The organism is Bradyrhizobium sp. dw_411 (assembly GCF_018449695.1).
In the GTDB taxonomy this organism is placed as follows: domain Bacteria; phylum Pseudomonadota; class Alphaproteobacteria; order Rhizobiales; family Xanthobacteraceae; genus Bradyrhizobium.
Genome location: NZ_JAAVUY010000022.1, coordinates 18,481 through 33,290, shown reverse-complemented (window position 1 = coordinate 33,290; position 14,810 = coordinate 18,481). Strand labels below are relative to the sequence as shown.

Sequence of the window (14,810 nt, the reverse complement as noted above, 5' to 3'; positions counted from 1 at the left end):
AATTCCACTGCCACCAGACTAGACCTGATGCAAGGTCGCCAGCAAACGTTCTGCGGCCTTCAGATCTGCCGTGTCGCGGCCTTCGAACCGTTCGAATAATGGCTCCAGAAGCGATCGGGCATCCTCGCGTCGTCCCTGAGCGCTCATCAGCTCTGCCAGATTGGTCGCAGCGCGCAGTTCGCTGGCACGCGCGCCTTGTTGACGACTGAGTTCAATCGAGCGGATGAGGAGCATTTCCGCCTCCGCGACGCGAGGCTCAGGCATTGCGAGCAGAAGGGTGCCTTTCACCCGCAACAACTCGGTCATATAGATGAGGTCGCCGTTCGCCTCGACCAGTTGGATGCCGTCATCGATCACGCTGATGCTTTCGTCAAATCGGCCGGTTGCGGCCAACCCTTCCGCGAGCGAAATGTTGAATGGCGAAGCCATCATCCCATAGCTCGCCGCGCGAAGCTCCTGCACGCAACTCTGCAAGATATCTGTTCCGGTTTGCGGATCGCCGCGGCTGATCGCCAGTAGCGCCTTGAAACCACGTCCGACCACGACCTGCATCCTCAAGGAATGGGATCGGCCATTGGCGATATACCAGTCGATGACATTCTCGGCGGCTTGCAGATCGCCGGTCCAAAGGAACAGCAAGACGGCGTGTATCAAAGTCAGGCTCAATGTTACCGAGTGCTTGATCTGAACGGCATCCTCGAGGATCCGGTGCGCCTGTTCGGTGGCCTGACGCGGATAGCCCTGCAGGCATAGCGTGCTCGCCAACCCCATGGCGGCCGGGGCGGCGACGTCAAAGCCGAAAAAGAGCTTGCTGGCGCGCTGTGCGCGTGACCTGTTCTGTATTGCCGTCTCGAACTCCGCGCGGGCGCCTTTGAGATCGCCGAGCAAATAGAGTGAGTTCCCGAGCACGAAATGCGCCAATGCGAAGGCCGCCGGGTCGTCGATGGCTTCGGCTACTGCCAGACTGCGTCTTGCGCATTGCAGTGTCAGCCTGGAATTGCCCGCGCGAAAGTGGAAGATGTTCAGCGCGCTGAGCAGCCACATTTGATAGGAGACTTCGCCGCAATCCTCGGCGATGGAGAGGCTTCTATCCAGCGCCGCTTGCGTCTTGTCGGCCCCGCCGCCCGTAAACATCAGTGAATAGCCCAGGTTGGCCTGTAGCCGCATTTCATCGGTCGTTCCGCGCCTGGAATCGTCGAGGGCCAGTAGCGCCTGCTCAGACCAGCGATGACATTCAGGCAGCATGGACGTTGCCAGCAGGACGGGCCCGGCGGCGACGGCAAGTCCGATTCCAATGTCGACTTTCTCGGCGCCGCGAGAGAAGGCCCAGCCAAGCGCCGCTCGCATATTGTCGAGATCCCGGGCGTAACGGGGCAGATTATGAAAGTCCACGAATGGGCCATCGGCGGCCATTGCAAACAGATCGCGAAAGAACACCGCGTGGCGGTGAGCAATGACTTCCGCTTCACCGCTCCCGGTCAGCTTGTCGAGCGCATAGGCCCTGATAGTCTCGAGCAATCGCCAGCGGCCTGAGGGCGCCAATGCATCCAGCGATACCAGCGACTTCGCGGCCAGGCTCGCGATCCCCTCGGCAACCGTGGCGGTCGTCACGCCGGCATCACCCATGACCGCCGTCGCCGCCTCGAGCGTGAACTCGCCCGCGCAAATCGCCAATCGACGCAGCAGGATTCGTTCCGCCTCCGGCAACAGCTCGTAGCTCCAGTCCAGCGCCGCGCGCAGGGTTTGATGTCGGGGCAGGGCCGTTCGACGGCCGGCTGTCAGGAGACTGAAGCGATCACCGAGAAGGTCAGCCGTCTGCTGAAGTCCCAGCGTCGCGACGCGCGCCGCCGCAAATTCGATGGCAAGCGGGATGCCGTCGAGGTGCCGGCAGATCGCGGCAATGAGCGGCGGATTTTCCGGGTAGGCCGACGAGCCGGCGTCGAGGGCGATCAGCCGGGCATTGAACAGTTGAACGGCGCTGTACTCACGAATGATATCCTTGTCATCGCGGCGCGAAGGCGGCACGTCGAGCGGCGGAACGCGATAGACGTATTCGCCCTCGATCCTCAGGATCTCCTGGCTGGTCGCAAGCACTGACGCATTCGGGCATAGACGAACGATCGTTTCCGCGAGCTTGGCTACGGCATCGACCAGGTGTTCGCAGTTGTCGAGCACGAGCAGCAGCTTCTCTCTGTCGAGCGCCCGGGCTACGGATTCGGCCGAAATCACGCTGCCCGCGATCCTCAGTCCGAGTGCGACAGAAACCGCCGCGGGCACCAGCGCCGGGTCCGACAGCGAGGCCAGCTCAACGATCCAGCAGTCGCCCTCAAGCGTCGGAAAGATGCTGCGCGCAACCTCAAGGGCCAGGACGCTCTTTCCGATCCCGCCCGGTCCGGTCAGCGTGACGACACGATAGGCCGACAGGACTTCCAGCAGATGCCGCCGTGGCTCGCCTCGGCCGATCAGGGCCGATCCTGCAAGCGGCACATTGGTTCGAAAGGGCTGTTTCGGATTGCGCGCTGCGTTATCGAACCGATGCCCCGGTTCGGCCGCCTCCAGGATGCTCCAGCGCTCCAGCAGGCGATAGCCTCGGCCGGGTACCGTCTTCAGCAGACCGCGGTCGCTGCCGAGCGTCTTCCGGATCGCCGATATATGAAATTGCAGCGTGTTTTCCTCGACGACCGCGCCCGGCCATACCCGCTCCATCAGGTGGTACTTGCTGACGAGCTCGCCGCTTGATCGAGCCAGAACCTCGAGGATCTCGAATGCCCGGCTCCCGATCGGAACAGAGGCTCCACGGGACCGCAATTCGCGCCGGCTGAGATCGATCTCCCATCCATTGGGCGGGTCACCGGCTTGTGGGCTTTGCTCTGTCAAGTCGGCGTCCCCTGTAGATCAGGCAATCCTCAGAACTTCTCAGCACAGGCTCAGGGAATTCACCCGTGAAACGAGCTTAGACGTTGGTCGTGACGGTGAACATCGGACGGTCGGGCAATCCGTTAACGCAGCATTGAACCCCCGCCACACGCGACGTGTTCGTGGATGCGACCACCGGCAAGCGACAGAGGTAACACATGCGACGCACCCTTCTTCTTTTTCTTTCAACAATCCTTCTTGGAGCCACGGTTATGACGCAAACTACGCAAGCCGCAACGCCGGATCCTGCAACCGATCCTCGCATTGACCCGCAGGTTCGCGCTTTCCTGCGCGAGATCAACAAGGATCCAAGCCCGTTCTGGGAGCTTCCCCAGCCGAAGCCGCAGGACATCCTGACCGGCCTGCAGAACAAGACTCCAGTCGACATGTCGGGGGTGAGCACAACCGAGCAGACCATCACCCAGGATGGTCAAAGCGTAAAGATCTATATCATGAAACCGGAGCAGATCGCCGGCAAGCCCGGCGTGCTGCTGTTCATTCACGGCGGCGTCTGGATCGTCGGCAACTTCCAGAACCATCAGCGTCTGCTGCGCGACCTGGTGGTCGGCTCCGGTCAGATCGGCGTGTTCGTTGAGTACACGTCCTTGCCTGAGGCGCGTTTCCCCGTTCAGCTCAATCAATCCTATGCCGTGCTGAAGTGGGTGGCGGCCCATGCCGGAGAGTTTGGCGCGGACGGCAGCCGGATCGCGGTGGCCGGCAATTCGGTCGGCGGCAACATGAGCGCTGCGCTGACGCTGATGGCCAAGGACCGTGGCGGACCCAAGATCAGCTATCAGGTGCTGATGATCCCGGCGACCGACGCCAGCGTCGATACCGGATCCTATCATGAATTCGGCACCGGGCGTTTCCTGGCCCGCGCCTTCATGAAGTACGGCTGGGATCTGTACGCGCCGGATGCCAAGACCCGCGACAACCGTTATGTCTCGCCGCTGCGCGCCAGCCTGCAGGAGCTAAGCGGTCTTCCGCCGGCCCTGGTCATCACCTCGGAGAACGACCCGTTGCGCGACGAAGGCGAGGCCTACGCCCGCAAGCTCAAGGAAGCCGGGGTTTCCGTGATCGCCACCCGTTACAACGGGATGATCCATGACTTCGTCCTGCTGAACGGTATCCTGACCGACCCCGAGCCGCAGGCCGCGATCCGTCAGATCTCGGCGGAGATCAAGGCTCGTCTGGCGCCCTGATCCAGATTTGAAAGGAGCGGACGGCGAGACGGTCGTCCGCTCCTTTTTTTACGCGGTGACAAATCCTACGAGAACAATCTGCGTGAGGCGATATCAGCGCCCTTACGCAGGGCTGTCAGCTTGGCCACACCACGTCCTCCGTGACGTGACTCGCGCCGGCGAAGGTCTCAAACCCGCAATCTGATCGAAAGCAGCAGGGGGCTTGATTTCAGGCGAGGTCGCGACTCGGGTTAAAGGTGCCTTTCCGAAAGCTGGAAAGACCTCAATGCAGAACCTTATTTGGCCCGCCCTTCTCACGATCAGCGCCGGTGTAAGCTTGGTCGTTCAGCAGGCTCTGAATGCAAATCTACGGGCAGAGCTGAACTCCGCGGCCTGGTCCGGCTTTGTTAGCTACTTCCTCGGTATCATCTTCATGGTGTGTCTCGCGACGGCGCTTCGCGACCCCATACCTTCTTCCGCTAGCATTGCCAGGGTGCCTTTCTGGGCTTGGGGCGGCGGCATACTCGGCGCGATCTTTGTCGCGATCTCTATCGTCACGATCCCAAAATTGGGCGGGGCAGGGTACATCGCGTTGTTGGTCACCGGGCAGATGATTGCCGGACTGGCTCTCGATCAATTCGGTTGGCTCGGCATGCCTGAGCGGCAGATTGACGTTCCGCGCTTGTTGGGCGTTGCCCTGCTGATCGGTGGCGTCGTGCTGATCCGACGCTGACATGGGTCGGCATCGCTGGCGTAGCCGTATCTGGAAAGAGCGGCCGCCGAGGCGGCCTGTATCCTCCCGCAAGGTGAGTAGCAATTGAACCGGCGGCGAGCCGATTCACCCAAACCGCCGCTTATCAGATTTTGTTCAGGCCTACGAGAACAGCCGGCGTGAGGCGATATCCGCGCCCTCACGCAAGGCCGCCAGCTTGGCCCATACCACATCCTCCGCGACGCGGCCGGCACCGGCGGAGGTGTCAAATCCGCAATCGGTTCCGGCAATGACGCGGCCCTTGTCGCCCAGCGTCTTGACGACGCGTTCGATCCGCTCGGCGATCACCTCGGGATGCTCGACGAAGTTGGTCAGGGAATCGATAACGCCGGCGACGACGATCTGGTCGTCGGAGATCGCTGATCCCTCGAGACAGCGCACTTCATGGGCATGGCGCGGATTGGCGAACGGCAGCACCAGCGCGCCGACATTCATTTTGGCGATCAGCGGCAGGATCGTCGCCAGCGGCACGTCGCGATCGTGCGGTCCCTCGTAATTGCCCCAGCACACATGCATGCGAACTTTTTCGCGCGGAATATTGCGCAGCGCGACGTTGATCGTCGCCACCACGCGCTCGACGAAATCGAGAAAATCGGACTGCGGGCGATTCTGAAACGAGATGTGATGCTCCAGTGCGAGATCCGGGCAATCCAGTTGCAGCAGAAAGCCCTGCGCGACGATGGCTTCATATTCGACCTGCAACGCCCGGCCGACGGCAGCGAGGTACGCGTCCTCGGTGTCGTAATGCTCGTTGCGGATCGCGGCCACGACAATACCGGGCGAGGGCGCGGTGAGAAACGCTTCCATGAATCCCTTTTGGCCCGATGTCGCGCGTTCGTTGAGCACCTCGCGGAAATCGGTGCATTCACGCTCGGCCTCCGCGACGCCGATATACTTGATCTCGCCGATGACTTTTGGCGGCGCGAAATTGCTGACCATTTCCTTGCCGGTGTTTTGCTGTTCCAGTGCCTGCTTGAAAATAGGGTATTGCTCGACATCGGCGCGCGGCCAGCGCTTCCATGTGCCGCCAAACCCGGTCATCCGGTGCCGGACATGGAGAAAGAAACCCTCGCGCTGCTGCTCGCCATTGTTGCCGATATCGATGCCGGCGGCGATCTGCTTTGGGATGATCCCCTGCAAGGCGGCATGGCCGGCCCGCGCGATTTCGCTGGCATCGACGGCTTCGCCGCGCACATGCCGGGCATACAGCTTCGTCAATTCCGGCGGTCGCGGCAGGCTGCCGGTATGGGTGGTGAGAATACGGTCTTCGCTGCGTCGCATGGGTTCAAGCTCTCATTGAAGGTTTGGCTTAATTGCGCCGGCCCAAAGGCTGGATTTGCGGCGACCGTATCGTAACCAGCTCACGCGCACCAGCGGCGTTCGTGGGAGAGGGGCAATCGTCGCGGCGCAGACGGTCGTCTTTTCAAGGCACGTTTCAAAGTTTTTAAAACCTGATTTCTTGAAGCGGATCAACATGATTCCATCTGTCCAGTTGGACACGCAAAAATAAACTCCTTCGCAAAGCAACCCAAATCAAAGCAGAATCCGCGCTGTCTCGTCCCACTGGAGGGGCGTATCGCGATCGTCACGGACGCGGGACGGGATGCGGTGGACGCTGATGCGCCTTTGACGAATGGCGCGTGAAGCGGACGGCGAAGTCGTGTGGTCCTGACGCCTCGACGCTGGCGTTCAAGTCTTGCGGAAATATCTGCGAGGCGACGGTGACAAAAGAGCCCGATCACCGGGGAGAGCGCGAAGGAAACCGTTAACACCATCGCGTGCGGGAATGCCGGGTTCTCCGGTGTGCTCGTGGTGACTAACGCGCGTGCTACCACCCACTACACGCGCGGCTGCGGGTGCATCGAGCACCCGGCATTCCCCACGCCCTCTGGTTTATGGGCGGAAATTTCTGGCATGACTCGGGCGTAATGCGTCGCGGGGATGCGAAGGTGTGTTTGCGTTTGATGTAAGTTGTGTTTGCGCTTGATGTCTTGGCTGTTTGAAATTTGAATCGGCGATGGCGCGTCACATTCAGTGTCGTCCCGGCGAACGCCGGGACCCATAACCACAGGACGTTGTGTGGTTCGAAGTCGTCCAACAGCATTCTTGAACGATAGGCCGCGGCGTATCGGTCCCCGCGTGCGCGACGAAAGAAAGATGCGTAGACGCCACGCTTCGTCGGCGACAGCAAATGGCGCACTCGGAGAGATTCGAACTCCCGACCCTCGGAATCGAAATCCGATGCTCTATCCAGCTGAGCTACGAGTGCGTGCGGGCTCGATTACCAGACTTGGTCTGACAGGGCCAGCGGCCCGTCAGGCCCGTTGGCTCAGGCAATCGAGCCGGGATCAGAACCGCTCAGGAGCAGGGGTATCTGCGGCCGTCCTCGCCGCGATAGCTGGAGGCGCTCCAGCGGCAGGCGTTGCTCGAGGGACCATCATAATAGGCGAAGGTACCGGGCTCGATGCCAGGGCCGTAATTGTGGATGTAGCTGATCGAATAAGGGAGGCCGTATGCGTAATGATGGTGATGGTAACGACGCGCCTGCGCCTGGTTCGGCAACGCGGCCAGCGTGGCCAGAACGGCCGCGGCGGCGAAAAACTTCAAACGGGTCATCCGGTTCCCCTGTGAAAGCCAAGTCTGTGAAGATAAGGCATTTTAGGCCAATTGCATGTCTTTCCAAAGCGGCAGACCCGGAAAACTGAGGAAAATTTGTCACAGAACGCCGTTTTTTGGCCCCGGAGGCATGCTTAACGAATTTCCAACACAGTAAGGCCAGAGTTGTGCCGTCTGGTCCGCCTTAAGGGCCGTTTTCCCGAATCCCCGACTGGCTTAATTGTCCCGGCAGGCTTCATTGGTTCCCGATCGATCCATGCGCATCACGTTCATTCCCCTGCTGTTGCTGTTCGTGCTGGCCGCGGCGCCGGCGCGCGCCGATCTGCATATCACCCGGGATCACGGCGGCTATGTCGAGGAATACAAGGCCAAGTATGCGCGCATCCGCGATCGCCATGAGCGCGTGATCATCGACGGGATCTGCAACTCCGCCTGCACGCTGGTGTTCGGCATCGTGCCGATGAACAAGATTTGCGTGACGCCGCGCGCCAGCCTCGGCTTTCACCAAGCCTATTACGACAAGGCTTTCACCTTCGGCATCAAGGTCACGAGCTCGGAGGGGACGTCGGACCTGATGTCCTATTATCCGAACACCGTGAAAGACTGGATCCGCCGCAATGGCGGCCTGACCCCGGAGATGAAGAAGATCACCAACGGCGCAGAGCTGTGGAAGATCGTCGATCCCTGTCCGGAAGAATTTTGATTTCGGGTTGTGCCCGGGGGAAGGTCGAACCCAACGGCTTGATAAGCTGCCAGCTCGGCGCTTTGTGCAGCCGCATTTTCATACTTGACGATTATCGATCAAGGAAAGGAAGATCCTTTGCATGAGCGTGCGTGAGCAGATCGACAGGTACATCGGCGATCAGTCACCGGCCAAGTGCGAGGAATTGCGAGATCTGCATCGGCGTATCCTGGCGATTTCGACCGGCACCAAACTCTGGTTCCTGGATGGCAGGAACGACGACGGCAAGATCGTTTCTAATCCATGTATTGGATATGGGTCAGAGACGCTTCGCTATGCCAACGGGAATTCGAAAGCGTTCTACAAGATCGGCCTGAGCGCCAATACGTCCGGAATCTCGGTCTACGTCATGGGTCTCAAGAACAAGAACTACCTGTCCGAGACCTATGGATCGCGGCTCGGGAAGGCCAAAATCACTGGATACTGCATCAAATTCAAATCCACACGGGATGTCGATCTCGGCGTGCTTGCGGAGGTCGCCGCTGACGCTTTAAAGGGCTAAGCGAAGCGATCGAGATGTGCTGCACCGCGCCGGTGCGGTGGGGTGTCCGTCGATAGCTGCCGGTTTCCGATCGATGGGGCTATCACTGCTGCTTTGACGCAGTCTCGCGACAAAGCATGTCTGGTCGGCGCTGACGTCGCTCGCCTCGCCCGGCGTGACCGGATTTGCGATTGCCGCGCAGCATATTGTCAGGCAAGCAAAGCCGCAAATGAGCACAGACTTTGAGAAATTGGCCGCGCGCGCGGCGCCGGCGATTTTTGTCGTGCTCTGGAGCACCGGCTTTGTTGCCACCAAATATGTGCTGCACAATTCGGAGCCGCTGACCTATCTCGCCATTCGCATGGCCATTGTGGTGGCGCTGCTGGTGGTCGTGGTCGCGATCGCACGGCCGCCATGGCCGGACCGGTCGGGCATTGGGCACAGCGTCGTCGCGGGGCTTCTGGTGCACGGATTTTATCTCGGTGGAACGGCGGTCGCGATCGCGCATTCGATTCCTGCCGGGCTCTCGGCGCTGATCCCGGGCCTGCAGCCGATCCTGACATCGACGTTGGCAAACCGCTGGCTTGGCGAGCGCGTCACGCCGCTGCAGTGGACCGGCTTGCTGCTCGGGCTCGCCGGCGTGGTGTTGATCCTGCACGGCCGGCCGATGAGCGGAGACGCCGGCTGGGGCTGGCTGGCCTCGGGCGTATCGCTGATCAGCATCACGCTCGGCACACTCTACCAGCGGCGCTTTTGCGGCGGGATTGACTGGCGCACCGGCAATCTCGTCCAGTACATCGCGGTGTTGATCTTTTTTGGTGTGGCGTCCGCGATCTTCGAAACCCGCGTGGTGCACTGGACCAGCGAATTCGTGCTGGCGGTGATCTGGCTCGCGGTGGTGCTCTCGATCGGGTCGATCGGCCTGCTGTACTGGCTGATCCGCCGCTCGGCTGCCACCTCGGTCGCAAGCCTGTTCTATCTGGTGCCGGCGGTGACGGCCGCGATGGCTTACGTGCTGTTCGGCGAGCGGCTCGACGTCATCGCGATCGTCGGCATGACGGCCTGTGCGGCTGCGGTGTTTCTGGTTAACCGGCGCGCGTGAGCAGGGCTGTTTTAAAATAACCAGTCTCAAAAACAAAAGCCTCCGGTGTCGATCCGGAGGCCTTCGCAAAATGCCAAATCGATCGCCTCAGCGCTTCGACTTCTTGGCCTTCTTTTTCTTCTTCGAAGTTTTCTTTGAAGCCTTCTTGGCTGATTTCTTGACGGCCTTCTTGGCCGATTTCTTTGCTGAAGATTTCTTTGCAGAGGACTTCTTGGAAGCCTTCTTTGTAGCTTTCTTGGCTTTCTTCGCTGCCTTCTTCGACGCTACTTTCTTCGCAGCCTTCTTGGCCTTCTTCTTTTTGACGGCCGGTTTGGCGGCCGCGACCGGCGCTGGCTCGGCGGCGGGTGTCGTATCTGTTATCGGCTCAGAAACGGTTTTCTCGTCGTCCATATCATCCCCCAGGGTTTATCGAAGCGATAACGATAGCTGGATTCGTGCGCGTGTTAAAGAGATGCCTCTTTCGTCACGCCGCGCGGACCTTTGCGTAGGCCTTGAGCGCGCGCTCGCGACCGATCTTGTGATCGACGATCGGCTCCGGATAGGTTTTGCCGAGATCGATGCCGGCGCCTTTCAACTCGAGCGGGGCGGCGGTCCAGGGCTGGTGGATCAGGTTGGCCGGCAAGGCTGCCAGTTCCGGCACCCAGCGCCTGACATAGGCGCCGTCGGGATCGAATTTCTCACCCTGCAGGATCGGGTTGAACACGCGGAAATAAGGTGCGGCATCGGCGCCGCAGCCCGCGACCCATTGCCAGTTGGCCGGATTGCTCCCGGCATCGGCGTCGACCAGCGTGTCCCAAAACCACTGTTCGCCCGCACGCCAGTCGATCAGGAGATGTTTGACCAGGAACGAGGCCGCCACCATCCGCACCCGGTTGTGCATCACGCCGGTGTGCCACAATTCGCGCATCCCGGCGTCGACGACGGGATAGCCGGTCTGGCCGCGTTGCCATGCCTGCAGCGCTTGGTCGTCGTGCCGCCAGGGAAACGCATCGAACGACGGCTGCAGGTTACGCGTCGCGAGGTCCGGCACGTCAAACAGCAGATGGCGGCAGAAGTCGCGCCAGCCCAACTCGCTCAGGAATTTGTCGATGTCGGCGGAGTGTGCAGGGCGCTCGGCGGCTGCAAAATGCGCTGAATACCAGACCTGACGCGGGCTGATTTCGCCAAAGCGCAGATGTGACGAAAGCCTTGACGTGCCGGTATCGTCGAGCCGGTCGCGCCGGCTCGCATAGCCCGCCACGTCGCCTGCAAGAAACTCCTTGAGCCGCCGCTGGGCGTTCAGTTCGCCCGGTGTCCAGTTCTCGCGCAGCCCACCGGCCCAGTCCGGCTTCGTGGGTTCGAGGCGCCAGCTTTCGAGCGCATCGCCCGCAACATCCGGCCCCGGGGACAGGCGCTTGGGCGCCGGCAGCGGCTTCGGTGGATCGCCCAGGGCCTGCACCCGCCGCCAGAACGGGGTGAACACGCGAAGCCCGCGGTTCTCCTTGTTACGGATGCTGGCGGGGGCAGCCAGGAGATCGCCCGGGAAACTTTGCGCCGCGACGCCGATCTCCTTGAGCGCTGCTTCAACCTGACCGGCGATTTTTAGTTCCGGCGCCTGCGCGATCTCGTTCCAGAACACGGCATCCGCGCCGGTGGTGCGCGCCAGTTCGGCGATAATCTTGGCCGCAGGCCCCCGGCGCAACAGCAGCGACGCGCCGGCGGTGGCGAGGCGTTCCTGCAGGGCGCGCAGCGATTGCGCCAGCCACCAGCAAACCGCGCCACCAAGCGGGCGCATATTTGGTACGCGAGATGGCTCATCGAGGACGTAAAGACAGATGACCGGCCGGCCCGTCTTCGACGCGGCGTGCAGAGCGGGATGATCGGAGAGCCGCAGGTCGTCGCGAAACCAGACGATACAAGGCAGGGAGGATTGGCAGGGCGGGGCGGATGGACTGGGCATCAGGCGCTCAACTCGCAAGGGGCGCTTTAGGTCCATGCGGACGGGATATTGCAACTCTGCCCGCCCTCATACGTACTACATCGAGGGCATGCGCCAACAGCGCTGGAGGCTTTTGTGAACCGCTATGTCGTTCTCTATCTGGCGACCCTGATCGTGCTGATCCCGATCGATTTCCTGTTTCTGGGCCTGGTCGCCAAGGGCTTCTTCACCTCACAGGTAGGCGACATGCTGGGCGAGATCAGGCTCGCGCCGGCGATCCTGTTCTATCTGCTTTACGTCGGTGGCATCCTGATTTTCGTCAACGGGCAGGCCGGCGCGACCTGGCAGTCGACATTGCTCTACGGCGGACTGTTCGGATTTTTCTGCTACGCGACGTTTGAGCTCACATCGCTGTCGCTGCTGAAACACTGGACCTGGCCGGTGGTCATGGTCGATGTGAGCTGGGGCACGTTCGTGACGGCGGTGTCGTCTACGATCGGGCTGTTGGTCGCCAATGCGATCGTGCGCAAGATTTGAGGGAGTCATTACGGGATGGTGCGCTAGCACCAGACCCCAGATGCGCAATTGCGCATCGGGGAATCTCGAGATTCCGGGTTCGATGCTGCGCATCGCCCCGGAATGACAGTCTCGGTAGTTTACTTCGGCTGCGGCACGATCCGCAGATACGGCTTCGGCGCTTTCCAGCCGGCGGGATAGATGGTCTTGGCTTCATCGTCGCTGACGGAGCCCGCGATGATCACGTCGTCGCCCTGCTTCCAGTCGGCGGGGGTGGCGACGCGGTGCTTGGCGGTCATCTGCAGGGAATCGATCACGCGCAGGATTTCCTGGAAATTGCGGCCCGTCGTCATCGGATAGACCAGCACCAGCTTGATCTTCTTGTCCGGCCCGATGATGAAGACGTTGCGGACGGTCTGGTTGTCGGCGGCGGTGCGGGCGCCGGCGTCGCCGGAGGTTGCGGCCGGCAGCATGTCGTACAGCTTCGACACGTTGAAATCGGTGTCGCCGATCATCGGATAATTCGGAGCCGTGCCCTGGGTCTCCCGGATGTCCTCGGACCATTTGGCGTGCTTGTCGACGGGATCGACGCTCAGCCCCATCAGTTTGACCCCGCGCTTGTCGAACTCCGGTTTCAGCCTGGCCAGCGCGCCGAGCTCGGTGGTGCAGACCGGGGTGAAGTCCTTCGGATGCGAGAACAGGAGCGCCCAGCTATTGCCGATCCAGTCGTGGAACTTGATTTTGCCTTCGGTAGTTTCGGCCTCGAAGTCCGGGGCCACTGCGCCAATCTGGAGAGCCATGTGTCGTCCTCATGTCATTCTAGTTACAGGTAAATTCGTCGTCCGAACTATAGGGGGAGAACCCGTTTAAGTGAACAGGGGGCTCAAAAGAAACCTCCATAAGGATGATCTTTCCCCGATGCCATCAATTCTTGGCATGTTCTTGGCATTGATTGGGGAGGGTGCGGCAAAAAAGCCGCGCTATTTCGTGAACGGAAGTGCCCCGATGTTGCCACTTGTCCCGCCCATAGCCTCCGGTCCGGGTTGACGCCACCTTGAACCGTGACGTAGGTCACAGCGACAAATCAGCCACCATCTAAAAATCTCGCGATCCAAGTTTCGAATCGTTAACCACTCGTTTACGCCTGCAGGCAAATGCTGGCCCAGAACAAAAAACTGAAAAGAGTACCGACTAATGTCCGCCCCGCTTGCTACCGTTGCCGAACCGATTGCCGCGTTGGAACCTTCGAAAATCTCCTGCCGTGATACCGCAGCGCTTGCGCTGACCGTCGTCCGCGACGGCGTGATCACCGGCGAGGGCCCCACCACCAAGGGCCGCGTTCATTTCTCCCGCGAACTGGATGCCGATGACGCCGCCTGGTGCGCGCGTATCCTGACCGCGACCGCCGTCGAGCATCAGCCGGTCAGCCGGGCGGAAGCCGAGGCGCTGTTTGAGATCAACGATGCTGCCGCCGAGCGCAGCGATAATGGACGGTTCGATGACCTCCTGGCCAAGGCCGTGGTGCATCACGCCGCGTCCGTGTCCGGCCTGCCGGTGCCGTCCCGCACCGTTGCGCTGTCGCCGGAAACCGCGATCGAAAGCTGGGCGCCTGCGAAGTCGGCCGGGGTCGATACCGAAGTGTTGAACTGGATCGCGAGCCAGATGCGCGGCAAGCGCCGCAGCAACCGTACCCTTATGTCGCTGGTCGCTACCATCGTCGGCGTCGCCGCGCTGCCGCTGACCACGCTGCCGAACGTATTCGACATCGGAATGTAAATTCAGCCCGAGCGGGCGTGTATCAGGACGGCGGGGTTATTGCCCCGCCGTTTTTGTTTGTTCGCTTGCAATGTTCCCGTTTTGGGAACATAATATCAAGCATGAGAATTATCGCATGGAGTGTGCTCTCTTCGTATGCCGAAAGGCATCCGGAGACGAAGGTCCCGCTCCAGCGGTGGCGAACATTGGTCAAAAACGCCAAATGGAATTCAATGGAGGACGTGCGCCTCTCTGCTCCGAATGCGAAAATTCTGAATGGGGAGCGCGCGAGGTTTGAAGTCGCGGGCGGTAATTTTCGGATGATCGTTGCGTTCGATTTCGGCAGGGAAATCGCCTTTGTCAAATTCATCGGAACGCACGCCGAATACGACAGGATCGACGCTTTGACCGTCGCGTTATTTTAGGGAACGCACCATGGAAATTCACCCGATTAGAAACGACGATGATCACGCCGCAGCCATTCGGGAAATCGAAACGCTTTGGGGGGCTATCGCAGGTACAGAAGACGGCGACAAGCTCGACATCCTCGCAACGCTTGTCGAAAAATACGAAGACCGCCGCTGGCCGAATATCGACATCTCAGATCCGATCGACTTGCTGAATTATGCGATCGAAGAACTCGGACACTCGCAAGCCGAACTCGCCGAACTGCTCGGCTCGCGGTCGCGCGCGTCGGAACTGCTGAACCGGCGGCGTCCTCTGACGGTCGAGATGATTCACAAGATCAGCGAAGCCTGGAAGATTCCGGCTGATCTTCTGGTGAAGCCTAGCCGGGTTGCGGCCTGAGCGG

Annotated in this window: 16 protein-coding genes and 1 tRNA gene; 9 read left to right on the top strand and 8 right to left on the bottom strand. The window is 60.8% G+C overall.

Annotated elements, in window-relative coordinates; genetic code table 11:
* Nucleotides 1–18: 18 nt before the first annotated feature.
* Nucleotides 19–2,277, bottom strand: coding sequence for a transcriptional regulator (locus HB676_RS34300; protein ID WP_346347447.1), 2,259 nt, complete (start codon nt 2,275–2,277; stop codon nt 19–21).
* Nucleotides 2,278–3,128: 851 nt separating this feature from the next.
* On the opposite strand from HB676_RS34300, the gene HB676_RS29150 reads away from it, so the two are divergent.
* The gene (locus HB676_RS29150; RefSeq protein ID WP_249780525.1) at nt 3,129–4,118 is read left to right on the top strand and encodes an alpha/beta hydrolase; all 990 of its coding nucleotides are present in this window, start codon (nt 3,129–3,131) and stop codon (nt 4,116–4,118) included.
* Nucleotides 4,119–4,383: 265 nt separating this feature from the next.
* Nucleotides 4,384–4,830, top strand: a complete 447-nt coding sequence (locus HB676_RS29145; protein WP_213741945.1) for a DMT family transporter — start codon at nt 4,384–4,386, stop codon at nt 4,828–4,830.
* A 141-nt stretch (nt 4,831–4,971) separates the two neighbouring features.
* On the opposite strand, the gene HB676_RS29140 is transcribed toward HB676_RS29145, so the two are convergent.
* The 4 genes from HB676_RS29140 to HB676_RS29125 all read right to left on the bottom strand — a co-directional run bounded on the left by HB676_RS29140 (nt 4,972) and on the right by HB676_RS29125 (nt 7,485).
* A complete protein-coding gene (locus tag HB676_RS29140; RefSeq protein ID WP_213741944.1) occupies nt 4,972–6,150 on the bottom strand; it encodes a cobalamin-independent methionine synthase II family protein in 1,179 nt (392 codons plus the stop codon).
* 12 nt (nt 6,151–6,162) lie between these two features.
* Nucleotides 6,163–6,369: a hypothetical protein gene (locus tag HB676_RS29135; RefSeq protein ID WP_213741943.1), complete on the bottom strand. Its 207-nt coding sequence runs from the start codon at nt 6,367–6,369 to the stop codon at nt 6,163–6,165.
* Nucleotides 6,370–7,061: 692 nt separating this feature from the next.
* Nucleotides 7,062–7,138: transfer RNA gene (locus HB676_RS29130), tRNA-Arg, on the bottom strand.
* Between the two features lie 89 nt (nt 7,139–7,227).
* Entirely contained in the window at nt 7,228–7,485 is a 258-nt protein-coding gene (locus tag HB676_RS29125) for a hypothetical protein (RefSeq protein WP_213741942.1), read from the bottom strand.
* A gap of 256 nt (nt 7,486–7,741) precedes the next feature.
* Here HB676_RS29125 and HB676_RS29120 point away from each other — a divergent pair, with 256 nt between their 5' ends.
* From HB676_RS29120 to HB676_RS29110, 3 genes are all read left to right on the top strand, one after another.
* Entirely contained in the window at nt 7,742–8,188 is a 447-nt protein-coding gene (locus tag HB676_RS29120) for a hypothetical protein (RefSeq protein ID WP_213741941.1), read from the top strand.
* Between the two features lie 121 nt (nt 8,189–8,309).
* Entirely contained in the window at nt 8,310–8,729 is a 420-nt protein-coding gene (locus HB676_RS29115) for a hypothetical protein (RefSeq protein WP_213741940.1), read from the top strand.
* 208 nt (nt 8,730–8,937) lie between these two features.
* A complete protein-coding gene (locus tag HB676_RS29110; RefSeq protein ID WP_213741939.1) occupies nt 8,938–9,810 on the top strand; it encodes a DMT family transporter in 873 nt (290 codons plus the stop codon).
* 87 nt (nt 9,811–9,897) lie between these two features.
* Here the strand turns inward: HB676_RS29110 and HB676_RS29105 are convergent, their stop codons facing one another.
* Complete coding sequence (locus tag HB676_RS29105; protein ID WP_213741938.1) at nt 9,898–10,200, bottom strand: hypothetical protein; 303 nt, start codon at nt 10,198–10,200, stop codon at nt 9,898–9,900.
* A gap of 73 nt (nt 10,201–10,273) precedes the next feature.
* Nucleotides 10,274–11,749 (bottom strand): deoxyribodipyrimidine photo-lyase, encoded by a 1,476-nt coding sequence (locus tag HB676_RS29100; RefSeq protein ID WP_213741937.1) that lies wholly within the window; start codon nt 11,747–11,749, stop codon nt 10,274–10,276.
* A gap of 114 nt (nt 11,750–11,863) precedes the next feature.
* Here HB676_RS29100 and HB676_RS29095 point away from each other — a divergent pair, with 114 nt between their 5' ends.
* A complete protein-coding gene (locus HB676_RS29095) occupies nt 11,864–12,265 on the top strand; it encodes a DUF2177 family protein (protein WP_213741936.1) in 402 nt (133 codons plus the stop codon).
* Between the two features lie 119 nt (nt 12,266–12,384).
* On the opposite strand, the gene HB676_RS29090 is transcribed toward HB676_RS29095, so the two are convergent.
* Nucleotides 12,385–13,044, bottom strand: coding sequence for a peroxiredoxin (locus tag HB676_RS29090; protein WP_213741935.1), 660 nt, complete (start codon nt 13,042–13,044; stop codon nt 12,385–12,387).
* A gap of 394 nt (nt 13,045–13,438) precedes the next feature.
* Between HB676_RS29090 and HB676_RS29085 the strand changes: the two genes are divergently transcribed.
* From HB676_RS29085 to HB676_RS29075, 3 genes are read left to right on the top strand one after another with little or no spacing between them, the layout of a single operon-like run.
* Complete coding sequence (locus tag HB676_RS29085; RefSeq protein WP_213741934.1) at nt 13,439–14,020, top strand: hypothetical protein; 582 nt, start codon at nt 13,439–13,441, stop codon at nt 14,018–14,020.
* Nucleotides 14,021–14,037: 17 nt separating this feature from the next.
* Complete coding sequence (locus tag HB676_RS29080) at nt 14,038–14,424, top strand: type II toxin-antitoxin system HigB family toxin (protein WP_346347446.1); 387 nt, start codon at nt 14,038–14,040, stop codon at nt 14,422–14,424.
* Nucleotides 14,425–14,434: 10 nt separating this feature from the next.
* Nucleotides 14,435–14,806, top strand: a complete 372-nt coding sequence (locus HB676_RS29075) for a helix-turn-helix domain-containing protein (protein WP_213741933.1) — start codon at nt 14,435–14,437, stop codon at nt 14,804–14,806.
* The last annotated feature ends 4 nt before the right edge of the window (nt 14,807–14,810 follow it).

Bases quoted from the DNA above. Each gene is read 5' to 3' on its own strand.
- HB676_RS29145 (WP_213741945.1), top strand. From the start codon at position 4,384: ATGCAGAACCTTATTTGGCCCGCCCTTCTCACGATCAGCGCCGGTGTA.
- HB676_RS29090 (WP_213741935.1), bottom strand. From the start codon at position 13,044: ATGGCTCTCCAGATTGGCGCAGTGGCCCCGGACTTCGAGGCCGAAACT.
- HB676_RS29105 (WP_213741938.1), bottom strand. From the start codon at position 10,200: ATGGACGACGAGAAAACCGTTTCTGAGCCGATAACAGATACGACACCC.
- HB676_RS29110 (WP_213741939.1), top strand. From the start codon at position 8,938: ATGAGCACAGACTTTGAGAAATTGGCCGCGCGCGCGGCGCCGGCGATT.
- HB676_RS29085 (WP_213741934.1), top strand. From the start codon at position 13,439: ATGTCCGCCCCGCTTGCTACCGTTGCCGAACCGATTGCCGCGTTGGAA.
- HB676_RS29100 (WP_213741937.1), bottom strand. From the start codon at position 11,749: ATGCCCAGTCCATCCGCCCCGCCCTGCCAATCCTCCCTGCCTTGTATC.
- HB676_RS29115 (WP_213741940.1), top strand. From the start codon at position 8,310: ATGAGCGTGCGTGAGCAGATCGACAGGTACATCGGCGATCAGTCACCG.
- HB676_RS29140 (WP_213741944.1), bottom strand. From the start codon at position 6,150: ATGCGACGCAGCGAAGACCGTATTCTCACCACCCATACCGGCAGCCTG.
- HB676_RS29075 (WP_213741933.1), top strand. From the start codon at position 14,435: ATGGAAATTCACCCGATTAGAAACGACGATGATCACGCCGCAGCCATT.
- HB676_RS29120 (WP_213741941.1), top strand. From the start codon at position 7,742: ATGCGCATCACGTTCATTCCCCTGCTGTTGCTGTTCGTGCTGGCCGCG.
- HB676_RS29125 (WP_213741942.1), bottom strand. From the start codon at position 7,485: ATGACCCGTTTGAAGTTTTTCGCCGCCGCGGCCGTTCTGGCCACGCTG.
- HB676_RS29150 (WP_249780525.1), top strand. From the start codon at position 3,129: ATGACGCAAACTACGCAAGCCGCAACGCCGGATCCTGCAACCGATCCT.